Annotated in this window: 10 protein-coding genes; 6 read left to right on the top strand and 4 right to left on the bottom strand. The window is 70.9% G+C overall.

The genetic code is table 11. The annotated features are described in order from the left end of the window. Positions 1-2: 2 nt before the first annotated feature. Positions 3-3,749, bottom strand: coding sequence for an isoleucine--tRNA ligase (ileS, locus tag KRR26_RS09900; protein ID WP_217079683.1), 3,747 nt, complete (start codon positions 3,747-3,749; stop codon positions 3-5). A 105-nt stretch (positions 3,750-3,854) separates the two neighbouring features. On the opposite strand from ileS, the gene KRR26_RS09895 reads away from it, so the two are divergent. After that, a complete protein-coding gene (locus KRR26_RS09895; protein WP_233576767.1) occupies positions 3,855-4,211 on the top strand; it encodes a PadR family transcriptional regulator in 357 nt (118 codons plus the stop codon). Between the two features lie 24 nt (positions 4,212-4,235). After that, on the top strand, positions 4,236-6,884 hold the full coding sequence (locus tag KRR26_RS09890; protein WP_120204301.1) for an ABC transporter permease: 2,649 nt from the start codon (positions 4,236-4,238) through the stop codon (positions 6,882-6,884). 54 nt (positions 6,885-6,938) lie between these two features. On the opposite strand, the gene KRR26_RS09885 is transcribed toward KRR26_RS09890, so the two are convergent. After that, a complete protein-coding gene (locus KRR26_RS09885) occupies positions 6,939-7,436 on the bottom strand; it encodes a gluconokinase (protein WP_217079682.1) in 498 nt (165 codons plus the stop codon). 163 nt (positions 7,437-7,599) lie between these two features. Between KRR26_RS09885 and KRR26_RS09880 the strand changes: the two genes are divergently transcribed. From KRR26_RS09880 to KRR26_RS09865, 4 genes are all read left to right on the top strand, one after another. Next, positions 7,600-8,679: a DNA ligase gene (locus KRR26_RS09880; RefSeq protein WP_120204298.1), complete on the top strand. Its 1,080-nt coding sequence runs from the start codon at positions 7,600-7,602 to the stop codon at positions 8,677-8,679. Positions 8,680-8,844: 165 nt separating this feature from the next. After that, on the top strand, positions 8,845-10,236 hold the full coding sequence (locus KRR26_RS09875) for a serine/threonine-protein kinase (protein ID WP_217079681.1): 1,392 nt from the start codon (positions 8,845-8,847) through the stop codon (positions 10,234-10,236). 126 nt (positions 10,237-10,362) lie between these two features. Further along, positions 10,363-11,505, top strand: coding sequence for a hypothetical protein (locus KRR26_RS09870; protein ID WP_217079680.1), 1,143 nt, complete (start codon positions 10,363-10,365; stop codon positions 11,503-11,505). Positions 11,506-11,529: 24 nt separating this feature from the next. After that, positions 11,530-12,690 (top strand): collagen-like protein, encoded by a 1,161-nt coding sequence (locus tag KRR26_RS09865; RefSeq protein ID WP_217079679.1) that lies wholly within the window; start codon positions 11,530-11,532, stop codon positions 12,688-12,690. 3 nt (positions 12,691-12,693) lie between these two features. Here the strand turns inward: KRR26_RS09865 and KRR26_RS09860 are convergent, their stop codons facing one another. Both KRR26_RS09860 and KRR26_RS09855 read right to left on the bottom strand, forming a co-directional pair. After that, entirely contained in the window at positions 12,694-14,751 is a 2,058-nt protein-coding gene (locus KRR26_RS09860; RefSeq protein WP_217079678.1) for a neutral/alkaline ceramidase, read from the bottom strand. 153 nt (positions 14,752-14,904) lie between these two features. Continuing rightward, positions 14,905-17,046 carry a GAF domain-containing sensor histidine kinase gene (locus KRR26_RS09855; RefSeq protein WP_120204289.1) on the bottom strand — a complete coding sequence of 714 codons (2,142 nt, stop codon included), beginning with the start codon at positions 17,044-17,046 and terminating at the stop codon, positions 14,905-14,907. Between the last annotated feature and the right edge of the window lie 58 nt (positions 17,047-17,104).

Raw genomic sequence — 17,104 nt, 5'->3', positions numbered from 1 at the left:
ACTCAGGCTCGCTCCACCCGGATTCGCGCGGGCAGGCCATTGAGGTTGAACTCCTCCTCCTGGCCCGTGAAGCCCTCGGGCCCCACGTGGATTTCGGCCGCGAGCGTCTCGGCCGCGATGAGGTCGTGGGACTCGCGCGTGACTCGCTTCACGCGCTCGTCGCCGTCCACCCACAGCCGGACCCGGTCCGCGTAGCCCAGGTTCATGTCCTTGCGCGCGGCCTGCACGCGGGCGAGCAGCTCGCGCACGAGCCCCTCGTCCACCAGCGCCTCGGTCAGCTCCGTGTGCAGCACCACCACGCCGACTCCCGCTCCCGCGGCGGCGTAGCCCGGGTTCGCCTCGACCAGCGTCTCCAGGTCGTCCCCCGAGAACGACAGCGACTCGTCCCCAAGCGTGATGACCACCTTGCCCGTGGTCAGCAGTTCGCGGTGCAGCGCCCGCGCGTCGCCCGTGTCGAACGCCTTGCGCACCGGCGCCAGCTTGGGCCCGAGCCGTCCACCCACCGCGCGCAGGTTGGGCCGCACCCGGAAGCGCACCACGTCCGCCTCCGCGCTCCCCGGCTCCACGAACTGCACCGCGTGCACGTTCAGCTCATCCGCGATGAGGTCCCGGTACACCGCCACGCGCTCGCGCAGCTCGCTCCGCGCCAGGATGACGTCCGCGCGCCCCAGCGGCTGGCGCACCTTCAGCCGGTTGTCCGTGCGCACCTTCAAGCCCAGCGACACCAGCTCGCGCACCGCGCCCATCTCCGACGCGAGCGCCTCGTCGATGAGGCTCGCGTCCACCTCCGGGAAGCGGGCGAGGTGCACGCTCTCCGGCTGCGCCGTGGGCCACGGCTTGCGCACCAGGTTCCCCCACATCTCGTCCGCGAAGAACGGGATGAAGGGCGCGGCCATGCCGGTAAGGGTCGTCAGCGCCTCGTACAGCGTGAAGTACGCGTCGCGCTTGTCCTGCTCGAAGCCCGGCGCCCAGAAGCGCGAGCGCCCCCGGCGCACGTACCAGTTGGACAGCGCGTCGACCAACGCCACCATCCGCTGGGCCGCGTCGTACACCTGATACGTGTCCAGCGCCTTGGTCACCTCGCGCAGCGTCAGGTGGACCTCGGAGAGAATCCAGCGGTCCAACACCGGCCGCGCCTTCACCTCGCGCCAACCCTGGCTGCGCGCCAATGCCTTCCACGGCATGTCCGCCGCGTCCGCGTTGCCCGCCGCCGGGTTGAAGCCATCCAGGTTCGCGTAGATGGTGAAGAATGAATAGACGTTGCGCAGCTTGACCTGGAAGTCCTTCTGCAACATGCGCACGTTCGACAGCGAGTGGCGCGTGTTCGACCACGTAGGGCTCGCCGCGTAGAAGAACCACCGGAACGCGTCCGCGCCCGGCGCCGTGCTGGCCGGGTCCTGCATCGTCACGCGCTCGGAGGCCGCCAGCCGGGGCACCTCCACCGGCATGACGTCCGCCCCGCGCTTCGACGGCGCCACGCTCAGCGCCGTCAGCTCGGCCGGGGCCAGCAACGCCACGCGGCGCTTGAGCTTCTTGTGCACCTTCACCGTCACGGAGACGGCGACGTCCGGCCGGTCCGGGCGGAACAACTTCACCCGCGCGCCCTCCTGGAGGTCCAGGCCCTCCAGGTCCTCGCGCGCGATGAGCGCCACGCCGGCCTCGCCCTGCGCGCCAACCTCGGCGGCGGACAGCACCGCGAAGTCCATCCGCACGTCATCCAGGATGATTTCCGGCGGCGTGTAGTTGCCCTTGGACTTGGACTCCTTCTTGCCCTCCTTGTCCGAGACGTGGCCGAGCACGATGCAGCTCTTGTAAGGAATCGGCAGGTCGCGCGGCGGCGTCACGCCGATGCGCTCCTGCGTCTCCTTGTCGAAGAGCAGCGTGCTGACCATGAGCAGCGAATAGAACCAGCCGCGCGTCTGGTCGATGGCCTCGGAGATGAAGTCCGCGGGGAACGCGCGGTTGAACGCCTCGCGCGAGCCCGGCGCGTGCGGGAAGCCCCACTGCGCGAAAGGCATACAGCCCGAGTCAAACCAGACGTCCACCACCTCGGGCACGCGCTGGAAGCGCCCCGGCGTGCCCGGCTTCTCGTACGTCACCTTGTCGATCCACGGCTTGTGGACGATGAGGTGCTCGGCGTTGGACTCGTGCGGCTTGTCCTTCAGGAACGCGTGCAGCTCGGCCTCGACCGCCGCCAGGTTGTTGCCCGGCTTCGAGCGCAGCTCCTGGAGCGAGGGAATGGACTCCACCTCGCCCGTCTCCGAGTGGATCCACAGCGGCAGCGTGGTGCCCCAGTAGCGCTCGCGCGACAGGGCCCAGTCCACGTTGTGCGCCAGGAAGTCGCCGAAGCGGCCCTCCTTGATGTGCTCCGGGACCCAGTTGACCTGGCGGTTGTTGGCCTTGGCCTCCTCAATCACAGACGTGGTCCGGATGTACCAGGCGGGCCGCGCGTACTGGATGAGCGGATCCTCGTCCGCGCGCCAGCAGAACGGATACTCGTGCCGGTACTGCTCGGCGAGCACCAGCAGGCCGCGCTCCTTCAGGTTGCGCTGCAGGTCCTTGTCCGCGTCCTTCACGAAGCGGCCCGTGACGAGCGGCACCTCCTCGGAGAAGGTGCCGTCCGGCTTCACCGCGCAGAACAGCTCCGCGTCATCCGGCTGGACGAAGCGCGCGCGGTCCTTGCGGAAGGCGTCGTAGTCGTCCTCGCCGAACGCGGGCGCCGTGTGCACGATGCCCGTGCCGCTGCCCAGCGTGACGAAGTCCGCGCCCACCACGCGCCACGCCCGCGCGTCCGAGCCCCCATCCTTCAGCGGCAACATCACGTCGCCGAAGCGCTGGAAGTACACGTCCGGGAACGGCGGCACGTAGCGCACACCCACCAGCGCGCTGCCCTTCTGCGTGGCCAGGATGGGCAGGTCCTTCTTCAGCTTCTTGGCCAGTTCGTCACGCTGACCGGCCGCGACGATGAGCTTGCGGTCTCCCGCGTCCACCGTGACGTAGTCGAGCGACGGGTTGACGGCCGCGTACATGTTGGACGGCAGCGTCCAGGGCGTGGTCGTCCAGATGAGCAGCGCGGTGTCCGGCGTGTCGCGCAGCGGGAAGGCCACGTAGACGCTCGGGTCGTCCACCGTCTTGTAGCCCAGGCCCACCTCGGCGGCGCTGAGCGCGGTGCCGCCGCGCGGCCACCACCACACCACCTTGTGGCCCTGATACAGCAAGCCCTTGCGGAACAGCTCCGCCAGCGCCCACCACACGCTCTCCACGAAGCTGCGGTGATAGGTGACGTAGGCCGTCTTCAGGTCCACCCAGAAGCCGATGCGCTCCGTCAGCCGCTCCCACTCGGTCGTGTAACGGAAGACGGACTCGATGCAGCGCTCGGTGAACGGCTCCACGCCGTAGCGCTCGATCTCCGCCTTGCCGTGGATGCGCAGCTCCTTCTCGACCTCCACCTCCACGGGCAGGCCGTGGGTGTCCCAGCCGGCCTTCCGGGGCACCTGGAAGCCCCGCATGGTCTGGAACCGGGGGAACAGGTCCTTGATGACGCGGGTGAGGACGTGGCCGTTGTGGGGCAGGCCGTTCGCGGTAGGCGGGCCCTCGTAGAACACGAAGGAGGGGGCTCCCTGACGGGCCTCGAGCGAGCGCTCGAAGATGCGGCGGTCCTTCCAGAACGCGAGGATTCGGCGCTCCTCGGCGGGGAAGTCCATCTCCACGGGCACCGTGTTGAACAGGGGCGGGGACGAGTCAGGCATGGGGTGTTGATACCACCCGGAGCACCCGTTTCCACCCTCTCCGAGCCCCCACGTCCACCAGTGCTCCTGTTGACCGCTGACAGGAGAGCCGCCAGACTCCTGTCAGTGACTGACACCAAGAGCCGGCCCGACATCCCCATCGACCGCATCCCAGGCACGGTCGACATGCTCATCCTCCAGACGTTGACGGTGGGGGCGAAGCATGGCTGGGGCATCTCGCACCACATCCGCGAGACGTCGCGGGACATCCTCCAGCTCAACCAGGGGGCGCTCTACCCGGCGCTGCACCGGCTGGAGGACCGGGGGTGGATCCACGCGAAGTGGGGCGTGTCCGAGAACAACCGCCGCGCGCGCTTCTACACGCTGAGCGCCGAGGGGCGCCGGCAGTTGGAGCGAGAGACCGCGGGCTGGCTGGAGTTCGTGAAGGCCGTACAGCGCGTGATGCAGCTCTCTCCCACCTGACTCACCCCGCTCGCGAGCCTGTCCATGTCCGACCTGTCCAATCTGAGACACCGATTGACGCGCCGCCTGCGTGCCCTCTTCGACCGGGGGGCGCTGGAGCGCGAACTGGATGACGAGCTGCGCTTCCACCTCGAGATGGAGGTGGAGCACCTGATGCGCCAGGGGCTGTCGCCCGAGGCGGCCCGCGCCAAGGCCCAGCGCGAGTTCGGCGGCGAGGCCCGCGCCAAGGAGGCGGCGCGCGACGCTCGCGGCCTGCGGGTGCTGGAGGACGCGGCCCGGGATGTGCGGCTGGCGCTCCGGTCGCTGCGGCGCAGCCCTGCGTATACGGCCGTGGCGCTCCTCACGCTCGCGCTGGGCATCGGGGCGACCGTGGCCGTGTTCTCGGGCGTGGACGCCGCGCTGCTGCGCTCCCTGCCCTTCCCGGATGCGGGGCAGCTGGTGATGCTCCACGAGACCAACCGGAAGTACCCCGAGATGCACTTCGCGGGCGCCAACTTCCGCGAGGTGGAGGAGCACGGCACGGGGCTCTCCTCCGTGGCGTACTACGGGGAAGACACCGTCACGGTGCTGGGCGGCCTGGAGCCACGGCGCTCGCCCTCCGCGCTGGTGAGCCCGCGCTTCTTCGACGTGATGGGCGTCCGCCCGCTGCTGGGGCGCGGCTTCACCTCCGACGAGGGCGCCAAGGGCCAGCCTCCCGCCGCCGTGGTGAGCCACCGCTTCTGGCAGCAGGTTCTCGGGGGAGATCCGAGCTGGGTGGGGCGCACGCTGCGGCTCGGCTCGGGCGACACGCGCGTCGTGGGCGTGATGCCGCAGGGCTTCCAGTTCCCCGCGGGGGTGGACGTGTGGCTGGCCTACGTGGACACCAATCCGCATCGCACCGCGCACAACTGGAGCGTGGTGGGCCGCCTGCGTCATGGCGTCACCCCGGAGCGGCTGGGGGTAGAGCTGGCGGCGCGCTTCGCGAGCCTGAAGGCCGAGCTGGGAACAGCGATGGACGCGGAGGGCGTCATCGTCACGCCGCTCCAGACGTTCCTGTCCCGCGACAGCCGCACGCCGCTGCTCGTGCTCCTGGGCTCGGTGGGGCTGGTGCTGCTCGTGGCGTGCGTCAACCTGACGAGCGCGGGGCTGGCGCGGGCGCAGGCGCGGCAACGCGAGCTGGCCATCCGCTCGGCGCTGGGCGCAGGACGCGGGCGGCTGCTGCGCCAGCTGTTGGTGGAGAGTCTGGTGTTGTCCTTCGCGGGCGGAGCGCTGGGCGTGGGGATCGCGGTGGGGCTGTTGCACCTGCTCGGCACGGGGGCCTCTCCGCTGTCCACCCTGGCCGCGCCGACGCTGGATGCGCGCGTGCTCGGCTTCGCGCTGGCGGTGTCGCTGCTGACGGGGCTCGCGGTAGGGAGCGCGCCCGCGCTGCACGTCACGCGTGACCTGCGCGGCGCCATGGCGCAGGGAGCGACGGGGACAGGGGGCGGCCGGCTGCGAGGGCGCGCGTTGCTCATCAGCGCGGAGGTGGCGCTGGCGTTGATGCTGCTCGTGGGCGCGGGGCTCCTGCTCAAGAGCTTGCATGCGCTGCTCGGCGAGGACCCGGGCTTCCATCCCGAGCGCGTGCTCATGGCGGAGATCTCCTTGCCCGAGTCCCGCTATGGCAAGGAGGGCAGCCACTACGGTGACGGCGACCGCGTGCGTGGCTTCTACGAGCGGCTGACGCGGGAGCTGCGCGAGCTGCCCGGCGTGGAGTCCGTGGGCGTCATCAACCAGGTCCCGCTCAGCGGGATGTCCATGACGTCGGGCTTCATGGTGGATGACGGGACGGTCACCGTGGGTTCGGCGGGCTACCACATCGTGGACACGAACGCGTTCGCCACGCTGGGCGTGCCGCTCTTGCGCGGCCGGGCCCTGAGCGAGGAGGAGGACCGCGCGGGCTCACCCCATGTCACGCTCATCAATCGCGCCATGGCGGAGCGCTACTGGCCGGGCTCCGACCCGCTCGGGCATCGCATCCGATTGCCCGGCATGGACGCGCACAAGAGCGAGTGGATGACCGTGGTGGGCGTCGTGGGTGACGTGCGCCAGGACGGGCTCGATGCCGCGCCCAAGCCGCAGCTCTTCGTCCCGCAGTCACAGCGCCCCGAGCGACTGATGGCCGGCGCCACCGTGCTCGTGCGCGCCTCGGGTCCGCTGTCCGAGCTGGGGCCTCGCGTGCGCGCCGTGGTGCGCGCGACCGACCCGGACGCGCCCGTGGAGGTGTCGTTCATGGCCGACCTGGTGACGGGCTCGGTGGCTTCGCGCCGGTTGCTCGCGGTGCTGATTGCAGGCTTCGCGTCGCTGGCGCTGTTCCTCGCGGCCGTGGGCATCTACGGCGTGCTGGCGTACTCGGTGGCGCAGCGTCAGCGTGAACTGGGCATCCGCATGGCGTTGGGCGCGAGGCCCGGGGCGGTGCGCGCCATGGTGCTGCGCGACGCGATGCGGGCGGTGCTGCCGGGCGTGGGCGTGGGACTCGTGGGCGCCTTGGTGCTGACGCGCCTTCTGCGCGGACTGCTCTACGGCGTGAGCGAGACGGATCCAACCACGTTCGTCGGCGTGGCGCTCGCGCTGACCGCCGTCGCGCTGGCGGCGAGCTGGATTCCATCGCGGCGCGCCACCCAGGTGGATCCGCTCCTCGCCATCAAGGGAGATTGAGGCCCCGAGGCAGCACGAACGGTTGAGGCCTCCGAGGCGTCACGGTGGATTGACTCATGGATGGGGCACGAGCTTCAGGCCATCGATGATGGCCTTCGCGACGTCGTCGGGCGGCGGCGTGACATCGATGACCAGCGCGTCCGCCGGTGCCTCCAGCAGCGCGAGCTGACTGTCCAGGAGCGCGGGCGGCATGAAGTGGCCCGTGCGCTCGAACAACCGCTTCACGATGACCTCGCGCGGCGCATACAGCGACACCCAACGTTGCCGCGCGGAGTCCACCGTGAGACGCGAGCGGTAGGACGCTCGCAGCGCCGAGCACGCCAGCACCAGGTCCTCCCCACTGCTCAGCGCGTCCGTCACCCGGGCCGTCACCCGGGCCAGCCAGGGCCCCCGGTCCTCATCCGTCAGCGGCTGACCCGAGGCCATCTTCCGCACATTCTCGGGTGGGTGCAGGTCATCCGCGTCCACGAAGCGCCACCCCAGGCGCTGCGCGAGCACGCGCCCCACCGTCGTCTTCCCCGAGCCCGAGACGCCCATGAGGGTGACCACCATGCCGGCCTGCCTCCCGAAAGCCGCGTCCGCGGCCCGCCGTAGGGTGGCGCGCCTCGCCCGCGACCGCCACCCCCCGCGCACTCGGAGTGCCAGGGGAAGGTCAGACGTGCTTGGTAATCTTTCTTCCATCGCCGCGAGGGACGCGGCACGGAGGGGAGACGCCATGGCGGACATCACGGACGGTGAGCAGCACTTGATGCAGGGCTCGGGGTCGAAGCCGTATGTCCTGAAGAACACCGGAGGGGTGTACTCCTGCTCGTGCCCCGCGTGGCGCAACCAGTCCATCGCCATCGAGCGGCGCACCTGCAAGCATTTGCGGAAGCTGCGCGGCAACGCTGAAGAGGACGCTCGGGTGGGCGCGCCCGCGTCGCCCGCGCCCCGCCCGAGCGCCTCCGCTTCGGGGGACGCGGAGGAGTCCTCGGACAAGGCCCCACCCCTCCTGCTGGCGCACGCCTGGCAGAACGATGTGGACCTCACCGGCTGGTGGATGAGCGAGAAGCTCGACGGCGTGCGGGCGTACTGGGACGGCAAGAAGCTCTGGTCGCGCCTGGGCAACGAGTTCCACGCGCCTGAGTGGTTCACCGCGAAGCTGCCGGACTTCCCACTCGATGGGGAGCTGTTCGGCGGGCGCAAGCGCTTCCAGCGCACGGTGAGCATCGCGCGGCGGCAGGACAAGAGCGACGACTGGAAGGAATTGACCTTCGTGGTCTTCGATGCGCCCTCGGAGGAGGGCGTCTTCGAGGCCCGCCTGGAGCGCTGCCGCCAGTGGATGGAGAAGCACGCACCGCCCTACGCCTCGTGGCACAAGCACGAGCCTTGCCGCGGCACGGAGCAGCTTCGTCAGGAGCTGGCGCGCGTGGAGGCGCTGGGCGGAGAAGGGCTCATGCTGCGTCAGCCCGGCTCGCGCTACGAGGCGGGTCGCTCGCACACGCTGCTCAAGGTGAAGAGCTTCCACGACGACGAGGCGCGCGTGGTGGCGCACCTGCCCGGAGCCGGCCGACACAAGGGCCGCCTGGGCGCGCTGGACGTGGAGCTGCGCAATGGCAAGCGCTTCTCCGTGGGCACCGGCTTGTCGGACGCCGAGCGACGCGACCCGCCGCCCGTGGGCACCGTCATCACGTTCCGCTACCAGGAGCTGTCCAACGACGGCGTGCCCCGCTTCCCTTCCTACGTGGGCGTGCGCATCGACGCGGCGCCCTTCCCCGCCAGCACGGCGACGGACCGCAAAGCCTCGCGAGCCTGAGCACCCCCCGGAGGGGTGTGCGGTATTCGTCATCGCAATCCCGCGAACTCTCGACTGCGACCGCGGGCCGGCCGCGCTCCGCCCCGCGCGCGGTCTAGAGAACGACGGTACGCAACCCGTGGATGCACCTGGGTTCGCGTGTCCTGGTGTCTGCTCGGGGGGACCATGCACTGCGAACTGTGTCTGTCCGAGCATGCCGAGGACGTGGTGTGCAGCCACGTGGCGTGGCCTCAGGTCGGCGCGAGCGCACCCGTGTCCGCCGAGGCGCCGCCTGCATCCGCCTCGCCCGCGACCGAGCCGACACCGGAGCCGGTGGACCTGACCGGCCGCACGCTCGGGCACTACCGGCTGGTGCGGCGACTGGGCGTGGGCGGGATGGGCGCGGTCTATCTGGGCGAGCAGACGCTCATCGGCGCGCGGGTGGCGGTGAAGGTGATGCACCCGCACCTGAGCTCGGACGAATGGCTGTGCGCGCGCTTCTACGCGGAGGCCCGCACGGTCAACGTGGTGGGGCACCCCAACATCGTCCGCATCTTCGACATCAGCGAGGAGCCGGGCGGCATCCACTACTTCGTCATGGAGTACCTGGAGGGTGTGCCGCTGTCTCAGTGCGCGCGGCCCATGCCGGCCGCGGCGCTGGTGCCGTTGCTCGCGCAGGCGTGTGACGCGCTGGATGCGGCCCACCGGCAGGGCGTGGTGCACCGCGACCTCAAGCCCGACAACCTCTTCGTCGTGACGCAGGCCCAGGCGCCTCCCGCGCTGAAGGTGCTCGACTTCGGCGTGGCCAAGGCGCGGCGCGCGTCGGCCGGAGACGAGACGGCCGCGGGCATGGTGCTGGGAACGCCCGCGTACATGGCGCCGGAGCAGTGGGCGGGCCAACCCGTGGATGGGCGCGCGGACATCTACGCGCTCGCCGTCACCGCCTACTACATGGCCACGGGCCAGCTTCCCTTCGAGCGTGGGCAGATGGCGGAGCTGATGCTGGCCACCGGTCCGGTGGCGCCGCTGGCCCCGCACGAGCTGGCGCCCCAGGTCTCCGAGGCGCTGTCCCATGCCCTGCTGCGCGCGTTGGCGCGCCGGCCCGAGGACCGGTTCGACTCGGCGCTCGACTTCAAGCACGCACTGCTCGCCGCGGCCCAGGACCCTGCTTCCTCCACCCACCTCCCCGAGGCCGACATGCTCATGGACACCCCGTCACTGCTGACGCCTCCGCTCACGTGGAGCGCCCGGGTGAGCCGCCCCACCGGCCCCGGCGCGGTGGACGTGGCCTGCACGGCGCTCAGCAAGGGCGGCCTCTTCATGTGCTGCGCCGAGCCCTTCCCGCTGCTGTTCACCCGCCTGGAGTTCACGCTCCTGCTGGAGGGCGAGGAGGTGCCCTGCGCCGGAGAGGTGGTGCGCCACGTGGACGCGCGCCAGGCGCGAGCGTGGGGCATGTCCTCGGGCGTGGGCGTGCAATTCATCAATCCCTCCGAGCACCTGCGCACGCTCATCCACCGCGCGCGCACACCCCGCCCCGGCTCCCTCATGCGAGGCCGGGCGCGCGAGGCGAGGCCCTGACAGCCATTCCGGATGGGAGGGACTCGCGCGCCGAAACCCTCCACCGTGCAAGCAATGGATTGGGTTCCGGGAAGATTTCGGAGGGATTCCGTACCCCCACCGCAGTCCATCCCTGGAGCCACATCAATGACGTCGCGGATGCTACCGCGGTACCTCGTCGTGCCTTTTCTCGGACTCGGTCTCACCTTCGCCGCGCCGGTGTTCGCGGCCTCGGGAGGCGGTACGGGAGGCGGCACCACCCAGCCCCCCATCACCATCTCCCACGCCAACCAGCTTCCCTTCTCCGGCACCATCGCCGGACAGGCCAATGGCAGCGTCAGCCTGACGTTCCGGCTGTATGACAGCCCCACGGTGGGCTCAGGCAGCGTCCTCTTCCAGGAGACGCAATCCGTCACGGTGGCCTCTCAGGCGTTCACCGTGAAGCTGGGCGCCAACACCAGCGGCGGCATCGAGCCGGCGGCCCTGGCGGGGTTCTCCAACGTCTACGTCGCGTTCACCCTCAACGGCAGCACCACGGAGATTGGCACTCGCACACCGCTCAACGCCGCGGCCTTCGCCCTCACGCTGGCGCCGGGCGCGACCGTCGCGGGACAGAGCAGCGCGCCCACCCTGGAGCTGGTGGGAGACCAGGCCTATGGCGCCACGGGCATCCCCACCGGCCTCAGCCCGGCCCTCTCGGTCACGGAGAACGCCGCGGGCGCCTCCGCCGCCACCTTCGCCAGCACATCCACGACCGCGACCAAGCCCACGGTGAGCGCCACCACGGCCAGCACCCAGGGACGCGCGCTGCTCGCCCACGCCACGGCCACCTCCGGCGCCACCGCGGGTGTCGAGGGGCGCTCCGCCTCCGCCAGCGGCACGGGCGGCCTCTTCGTCAACACGGGCGGTGGCGACCTGCTCCAGGCAGGAACCACCGTGGGCGGCACGCCCGCCTTCCGCGTCACCAACAGCGGCGATGTCTTCGTCAACGGGACCCAGATTGGACTGCCCGGTCCCCCGGGCCACGAGGGCAAGCCGGGCGGCAACGGCGCCGATGGCGCCGACGGCGCGAAGGGCAAGGATGGCCCGCCGGGCGGACCGGGCCCCTCAGGCTTCAGCAGCATCTTCGCCGCATGCGTCGACAACGCGCCGTCGGCCTGTGGCGTGGCCTGCGGAAACCTGGGCGCCGTGATGGCGGCCATGCAGGGCTACTGCCACGTCGCCCTCCCCAACACCACGGGCTGCGAATACGCCGGCACCAACGGCGGCTGCTGCATCTGCCGGCAGTGAGTCCGCGTCCCACGGAGGAATGTCATGAGACTCTCTCGCGCCTTCATCCTCGGACTCGGACTGGTCCTCGCCCCCCCTGCGCTCGCCGCCTCCGGCGACCCGGGAGGCGGAACGACCACGCCGCCCCCCTTCACCCTGTCCAACGCCAACATGGTGCCCTTCTCCGGGAGCTACCCCGGACAGGCCAATGGCACCGTCTCGCTCGTCTTTCGCCTGTATGACTCGCCCACGGTGGGCGCGGGCAGCGTCCTCTTCCAGGAGACGCAGTCCGTCGTGGTCACGTCACAGACCTTCGCCGTCAAGTTGGGGGCCAACACCAGCGGAGGCATCGCTCCCAACGTCCTCGCGGGGCGCGCCAATGTCTATGTCGCGTTCCTGCCCAACGGGGGCACCGCGGAGGTGGGCACTCGCACGCCCCTGCATGCCTCCGCCTTCGCGCTGACGCTGGCACCGCTCGCCAGCGTCGTGGGTACCAGCGACGCGCCCAGCCTCACCCTCGTGGGAGACCAGGCCCACAGCGACCTGGGCCTTCCCATCGGAGACCAGCCGGCGCTCAACGTGATTGGCAACGGGTTGGCGTCCGCGGCCACCTTCTCCAGCGCGTCCACGACGACGACCCGGCCCATCGTCAGCGTCACCACGCCCAGCACCGCGGGCAAGGCCGTCCTCGCCAGCGCCAGCGCGACCTCCGGCGCCGCCGCGGGCATCGAGGGCCGCGCCGCCTCCGCCGCGGGCACGGGAGGACTGTTCATCAACACGGGCGGAGGTGACCTGCTGCGCGCCTCCAGCGTCGTAGGGGGCTCGGCCCGGTTCCGCGTGGCCAACACCGGCGACGTCTTCGTCAACGGCGCGCAGGTCCCCCTCCAGGGACCCGAGGGCCCCCAAGGACCGGATGGGCCCCGCGGCGCGGATGGCCACAATGGTGCCGAGGGGCCTATCGGCAACCAGGGCCCTCCGGGCCAGCGGGGTTCGGACTCCCCCGACGCGTTCGGCCGCTTCGCGGTCTGCAAGCAGCTCCCCGCCGCCCCGGCTGGCGCAAGCTGCGCCACCTACTGCGGAAAGGCCGGCGTGAAGGCCCAGACCCTCTCCAATCCCGATGGCTGTCAAATCACATCCAACCAAGGGACCGTCATGTATTGCGAGTACCTGGGCACCGACGGCATCTGCTGTCTGTGCGAGCCCTGAGGCTCAGCGCACGGTGAACGAGCGGGACGTGCCGGTGTAGGGCCGCACGCGCCCGTCCCATCCCGACTTCCAATCCCCCTCGTGCATGAGCCGGTAGATGCCCGGCGCCGTGTCGAGGGGGATGCGCCAACTCACGGTGACGCGGGAGCAGCCCAGCGTGGGCACGCAGTTCTCGCGTTCCCAGTGGTACTTCGTCTCCCAATCCCAGTCATAGGCCACGTCCACCCAGGTGCCGTCATACATGCGGCGCTGCACCCGCATGTACGTGCCACCGAGCTTCAGGTCGTTGCGCGGGTGGCCGCCCCAGAACGTGACGGTCACCGTGTCTCCCCGCGTCGCGGCGGGCTTCGCATCCGTGATGACCTGACCGAAGTCCACCCACAGGAGCTTGTCGTCGAACATCACCCCGGGCTGGAGCCCCACCACCGCGGCGCGCAGGTCGCGCGGCGTGGGCCCGGGCGCCAGCGTCCGGCTGTCGCGCAGCGCGGAGGCCAGCCCGTCAAAGCCCTGCTGCAAGGCCGCCAGCGTCCACGGGCCAAAGTGCGTGGAGGCGCCCTCGTAGTCCTGCCGCGCGTACTCCTCCCGCGTGGCGACGTAGCCCGAGTACGCGTTCGACAACCCCGCGATGACGACCTCGGTCACTCCCATCGGAGCCAGCCGCGCCGCCACCGTCTGTCGCAGCCGGCGTCCCGACATGGTCGTCAGCTCGAAAGGCACCGCCACCAGCGCCACGTTGCCCAAGGTGACCAACTGCAAGGGCAACACCTCGGGCGTCCAGGGGTAGGGCCGCATGCTGCCCATCTCCAACACGATGGGCTTCTCCGCCTGACAGGGCGTGGTCACGGCCGCGCAGGTGAACTGACTCCACAGCGCGTGCACGGTGGCGCAGGACGCGCCCTCGCTGCCGAAGCCCGGGCCGTCCTCGGCGCCCGCGAGCATGGACAGCCCGATGGCGGCCGGACACGTGCGATGCGGCGTGCCATCCGCGAACGCTGGCGCCACGTCCACCGCATCCATCTTCACGTGCACGTGCCGGTAGTCCACGCCTCCGGTGACGGGCGTGCGCGCCTCCAGCCACAGCCGCAAGGCGAAGTCGTGCTGCTTGCGCGCGGACAGCTCCGTGTCCTCGAAGTCGTCCGCGCCACCACCGTGGGTGCCGCCCAGCACGTTGGGCGAGGAGTCTCCTTCGTTGGCGTTGGCGAACGCGGCGACGAACGAGTCCGAGTCCGGCGTGTAGCGCGTGCCTCGCTCCAACTCGAAGAGGTACGAGGCCAGCCCCTTGTTGTCCCCGCTGATGAAGTGGTTCTCGTTGCCCATGGACGTGGCGTGCACGGCGAACCAGTCGATGAGCCCCACCTCCTTGCCGTCCGTCCGCGTCAGGCGCAGCAGCGTCATGCGCGTGTCCACATCCGTGGTGTAGCGCTCGCGCTCCTCGGGCGGGTTGAGCTGGTAGGCCAGCGGGGAGCGGTTGCGACTGGCCCCGAGCAACTCCCCCGCCGCCAGCCGCAGCGTGCCGGGGGCCAGCCGCGCGTGCGCGCGGGAGATGGAGTCCACGATGCCCGAGACGATGGCCTCGAAGTTCTGCGGCACGAAGCCGAACGTGGTGAGGTTGTAGAGCGTGTAGTGCGAGTAGCCACCCGGCCCCGAATGCGTGTGCGTGGCGCTCAAGAGGACGTTGTCCTCCGTGTACAGGTCCCCGAAGCGCGCGCGCAGCCGCTCCACCACTTGCTGCTTCACCGCCTGGAACACCATCCCCAGGTCCGCGCTGACGAACACCACGCGCTTGCCATTGCACGGCGACGCGATGACGAACGCGCGAGAGCGCAGGCGGATGTGGATGCCCGCCGTCTTCTGGGCCACCTGCGCGTAGCCCATCATCCCCACCTCCGCGGCCGGGCCGGTGATGTCGGAGAGGGCGGCGCCCACGAGGAACTGCGTCGAGCCCGCGCACGGCGACTCCGCGGGGCCCGACGACGTGAGCGGCGCGGCATGGCTCACGGCCGCCAGCCCGCAGAGCAGGAGACTGAGCGCCGGGCAGAGTCCGACGAAGTGTGTGCGCATGGCATCCTCCGGGGCCAGGGGGACGGCCCCTTCGTCGCACGCGAAGGTGGCCACGGAGGATCTGCTCGGACAGGGGCGCGCGCGCCACGCGTCGTGAGCGTCACAATGACCCGGCCCCCGAGGGCGCGGCCCCGGTGCGACCGCGGGTGACGGCTACGCCACGCGCACGGCGTGAGACGCGGCGGACTCCAGCACCACGCGGAAAGTCGTGCCCACTCCGAGCGCGGACTCCACCGTGATGAGGCCGCCCAACGCGCGGACGATGGTGTCGCAGATGGACAGGCCCAGGCCCGTGCCCAACCCCGGGGCCTTGGTGGTGAAGAAGGGGTCGAAGATGCGGCGCAGGTGCTCGGGCGCGATGCCCCGGCCCGTGTCGCGCACGTCCACCAGCACCCGGCCCTGCGCGTCCTCGCGGGTGACGAGGCGAATCTCGTTCGCCTCCATCCGCCCCTCGTCGATGGAGTGCGCCGCGTTGATGACGAGGTTGAGGAACACCTGGAACAGCTTGCCCTCGTTGCCCCGCACGGGCGGCACCGCGCCGTACTCCTTCACCAGCCGCGCGCGCGGGCGAATCTCGCTGGCCGCCATCTGCGTCACCGAGTCCAGCACGCGGTGCACGTCCACCGGCTCCTCGTGCGCGTCGTCCACGCGCGAGAAGACCTTGAGCTGGCGGACAATCTGCCGCATGCGCTCGGCGCCGTCGCGCGCGTCGTCCAGCACCTGGCGGCACTCCACCAGGTCCTCCACCGCCAGCGCGCGGGGAAGTCCCCCGAGGGCCCGGTTGAGGAACTCCAGGTTGGACAGCACGTAGGCCAGCGGGTTGTTCAGCTCGTGCGCGATGCCCGCCGCGAGCATGCCCATGGAGGCCATGCGGTCCCCCAGCATGAGCTGGGCCTGCACGCGCTTGCGCTCGGTGAAGTCGCGCGCGACGGTGACGCGAGCGGGCGCGCCGTCGAAGAGCACGCCCAGCGTCACCAGGTCCGCCACCACCACCGAGCCATCCCGGCACTGCAGCGGCACTTCCTGCGCGCGGGCCGCCAGCGAGCCGTCCTGCGCCTCGCTCAAGTGGCGCCGCGCCGCCTCGCGGTCCTCGGGGCGCACCAGCTCCAGCAGGTTGCGGCCGAGTAGCTCCGCCGGATCCTGATAGCCCAGGTAGAGCACCATGGCCGGATTGGCGGACAAGAGCGTACCGCCCGCCGCGTGCACGACCACCGGATCCGGGAAGCCCTCGATGAGCAGGTGGAAGCCCGCTTCGGTCCGGCGCAGGGTGGCCTCGGTGCGCACGCGCAACGCGTCCGCGGTACGCTGCTCCAGGGCCAGCGACAGCGCGCCGGCCGCGCCGGACAGGAGGTTGACCTCCATGGGCGACCACGCGCGCCCGCCGTCGCAGTTGTCAAAGCCGATGAAGCCAAACAGCTCGCCGTGCACCCACAGGGGTAGAATCAGCAGCGATTGAATGCCCTGCTCCGCCAACACCGGCGCGATGCCGGGCGCGAAGTCCCAGGGCACGCCCTGCACCGCCTCGCCGCGCCACAGCCGCACGGACTGCTCGGCGCGGAAGGACTCGTCCACGGGGAAGTTCTGCGTGTCCGGATTGTCCAGCTCGCGCGAGATGCCCGGGGCGCACCACTCGGCGCGCTGGGACTGGAGCAGGCGGCCCTGGTTGTCGCGGTGGAACTCGAAGACATAGGCCCGGCTGGCCCCGGAGACCTGGCCCAGCGGCTCCAGGATGGCGTCATACAGCGCGCCGGAGGGCTCGGGCGCGAGCAGGCGCCGCTGCACCTCCACCACGGCCTCCAGGTAGCGCTCTCGGGTGGTGGCGGCGTCCTCGGCGCGGCGGCGCGCGGTGACATCCACCAGGGTGCCCACCACGTCGCCCGCGCCCCCGGGCACGCCCGTGGCGGACAGCTCCACCCAGCGCACGCCCACGCCGCCGTCCAGGCGCAGCTCGCGGCGCACCGGCAGCGGGGCGCGCGTGCGCGCCGCCTCCAGCAACGCGCGCGCCGTGTCGCGGTCCTCCGGGTCGAAAATCTCCACCAGCGGCCGGCCCTGCCAGAGCGCCGCGGGCGAGCCCACCAGGTGCTCCCAGGGAATGCCGACGAAGCCCAGCCGCCCGTCGCCATCCAGTTCGAAGATGACCTCGCGCAGCAGCGCCGAGGATAAGTGGGCGCGAACTCGCGCCGCGGGCTCATTCAAGGCATCAGGCGCGACAGCGCGCGCACAGCCCGTGCAAAAAGGCTCCGGCCTATCGCCGGACGACTCGAAGCGCCCTGTCTCGCGCTGCTCCTGCGACACCGCGGTCTCCTCCCCTGGGCCTGGGATGCGAAATCCCACTTCCGCCCGTCACCGTCGG

The organism is Citreicoccus inhibens, from assembly GCF_019039035.1.
In the GTDB taxonomy this organism is placed as follows: Bacteria; Myxococcota; Myxococcia; order Myxococcales; family Myxococcaceae; genus Citreicoccus; species Citreicoccus inhibens.
The sequence above is the reverse complement of the archived record's forward strand: the minus strand, read 5'-3'. Positions and strand labels throughout refer to the sequence as shown.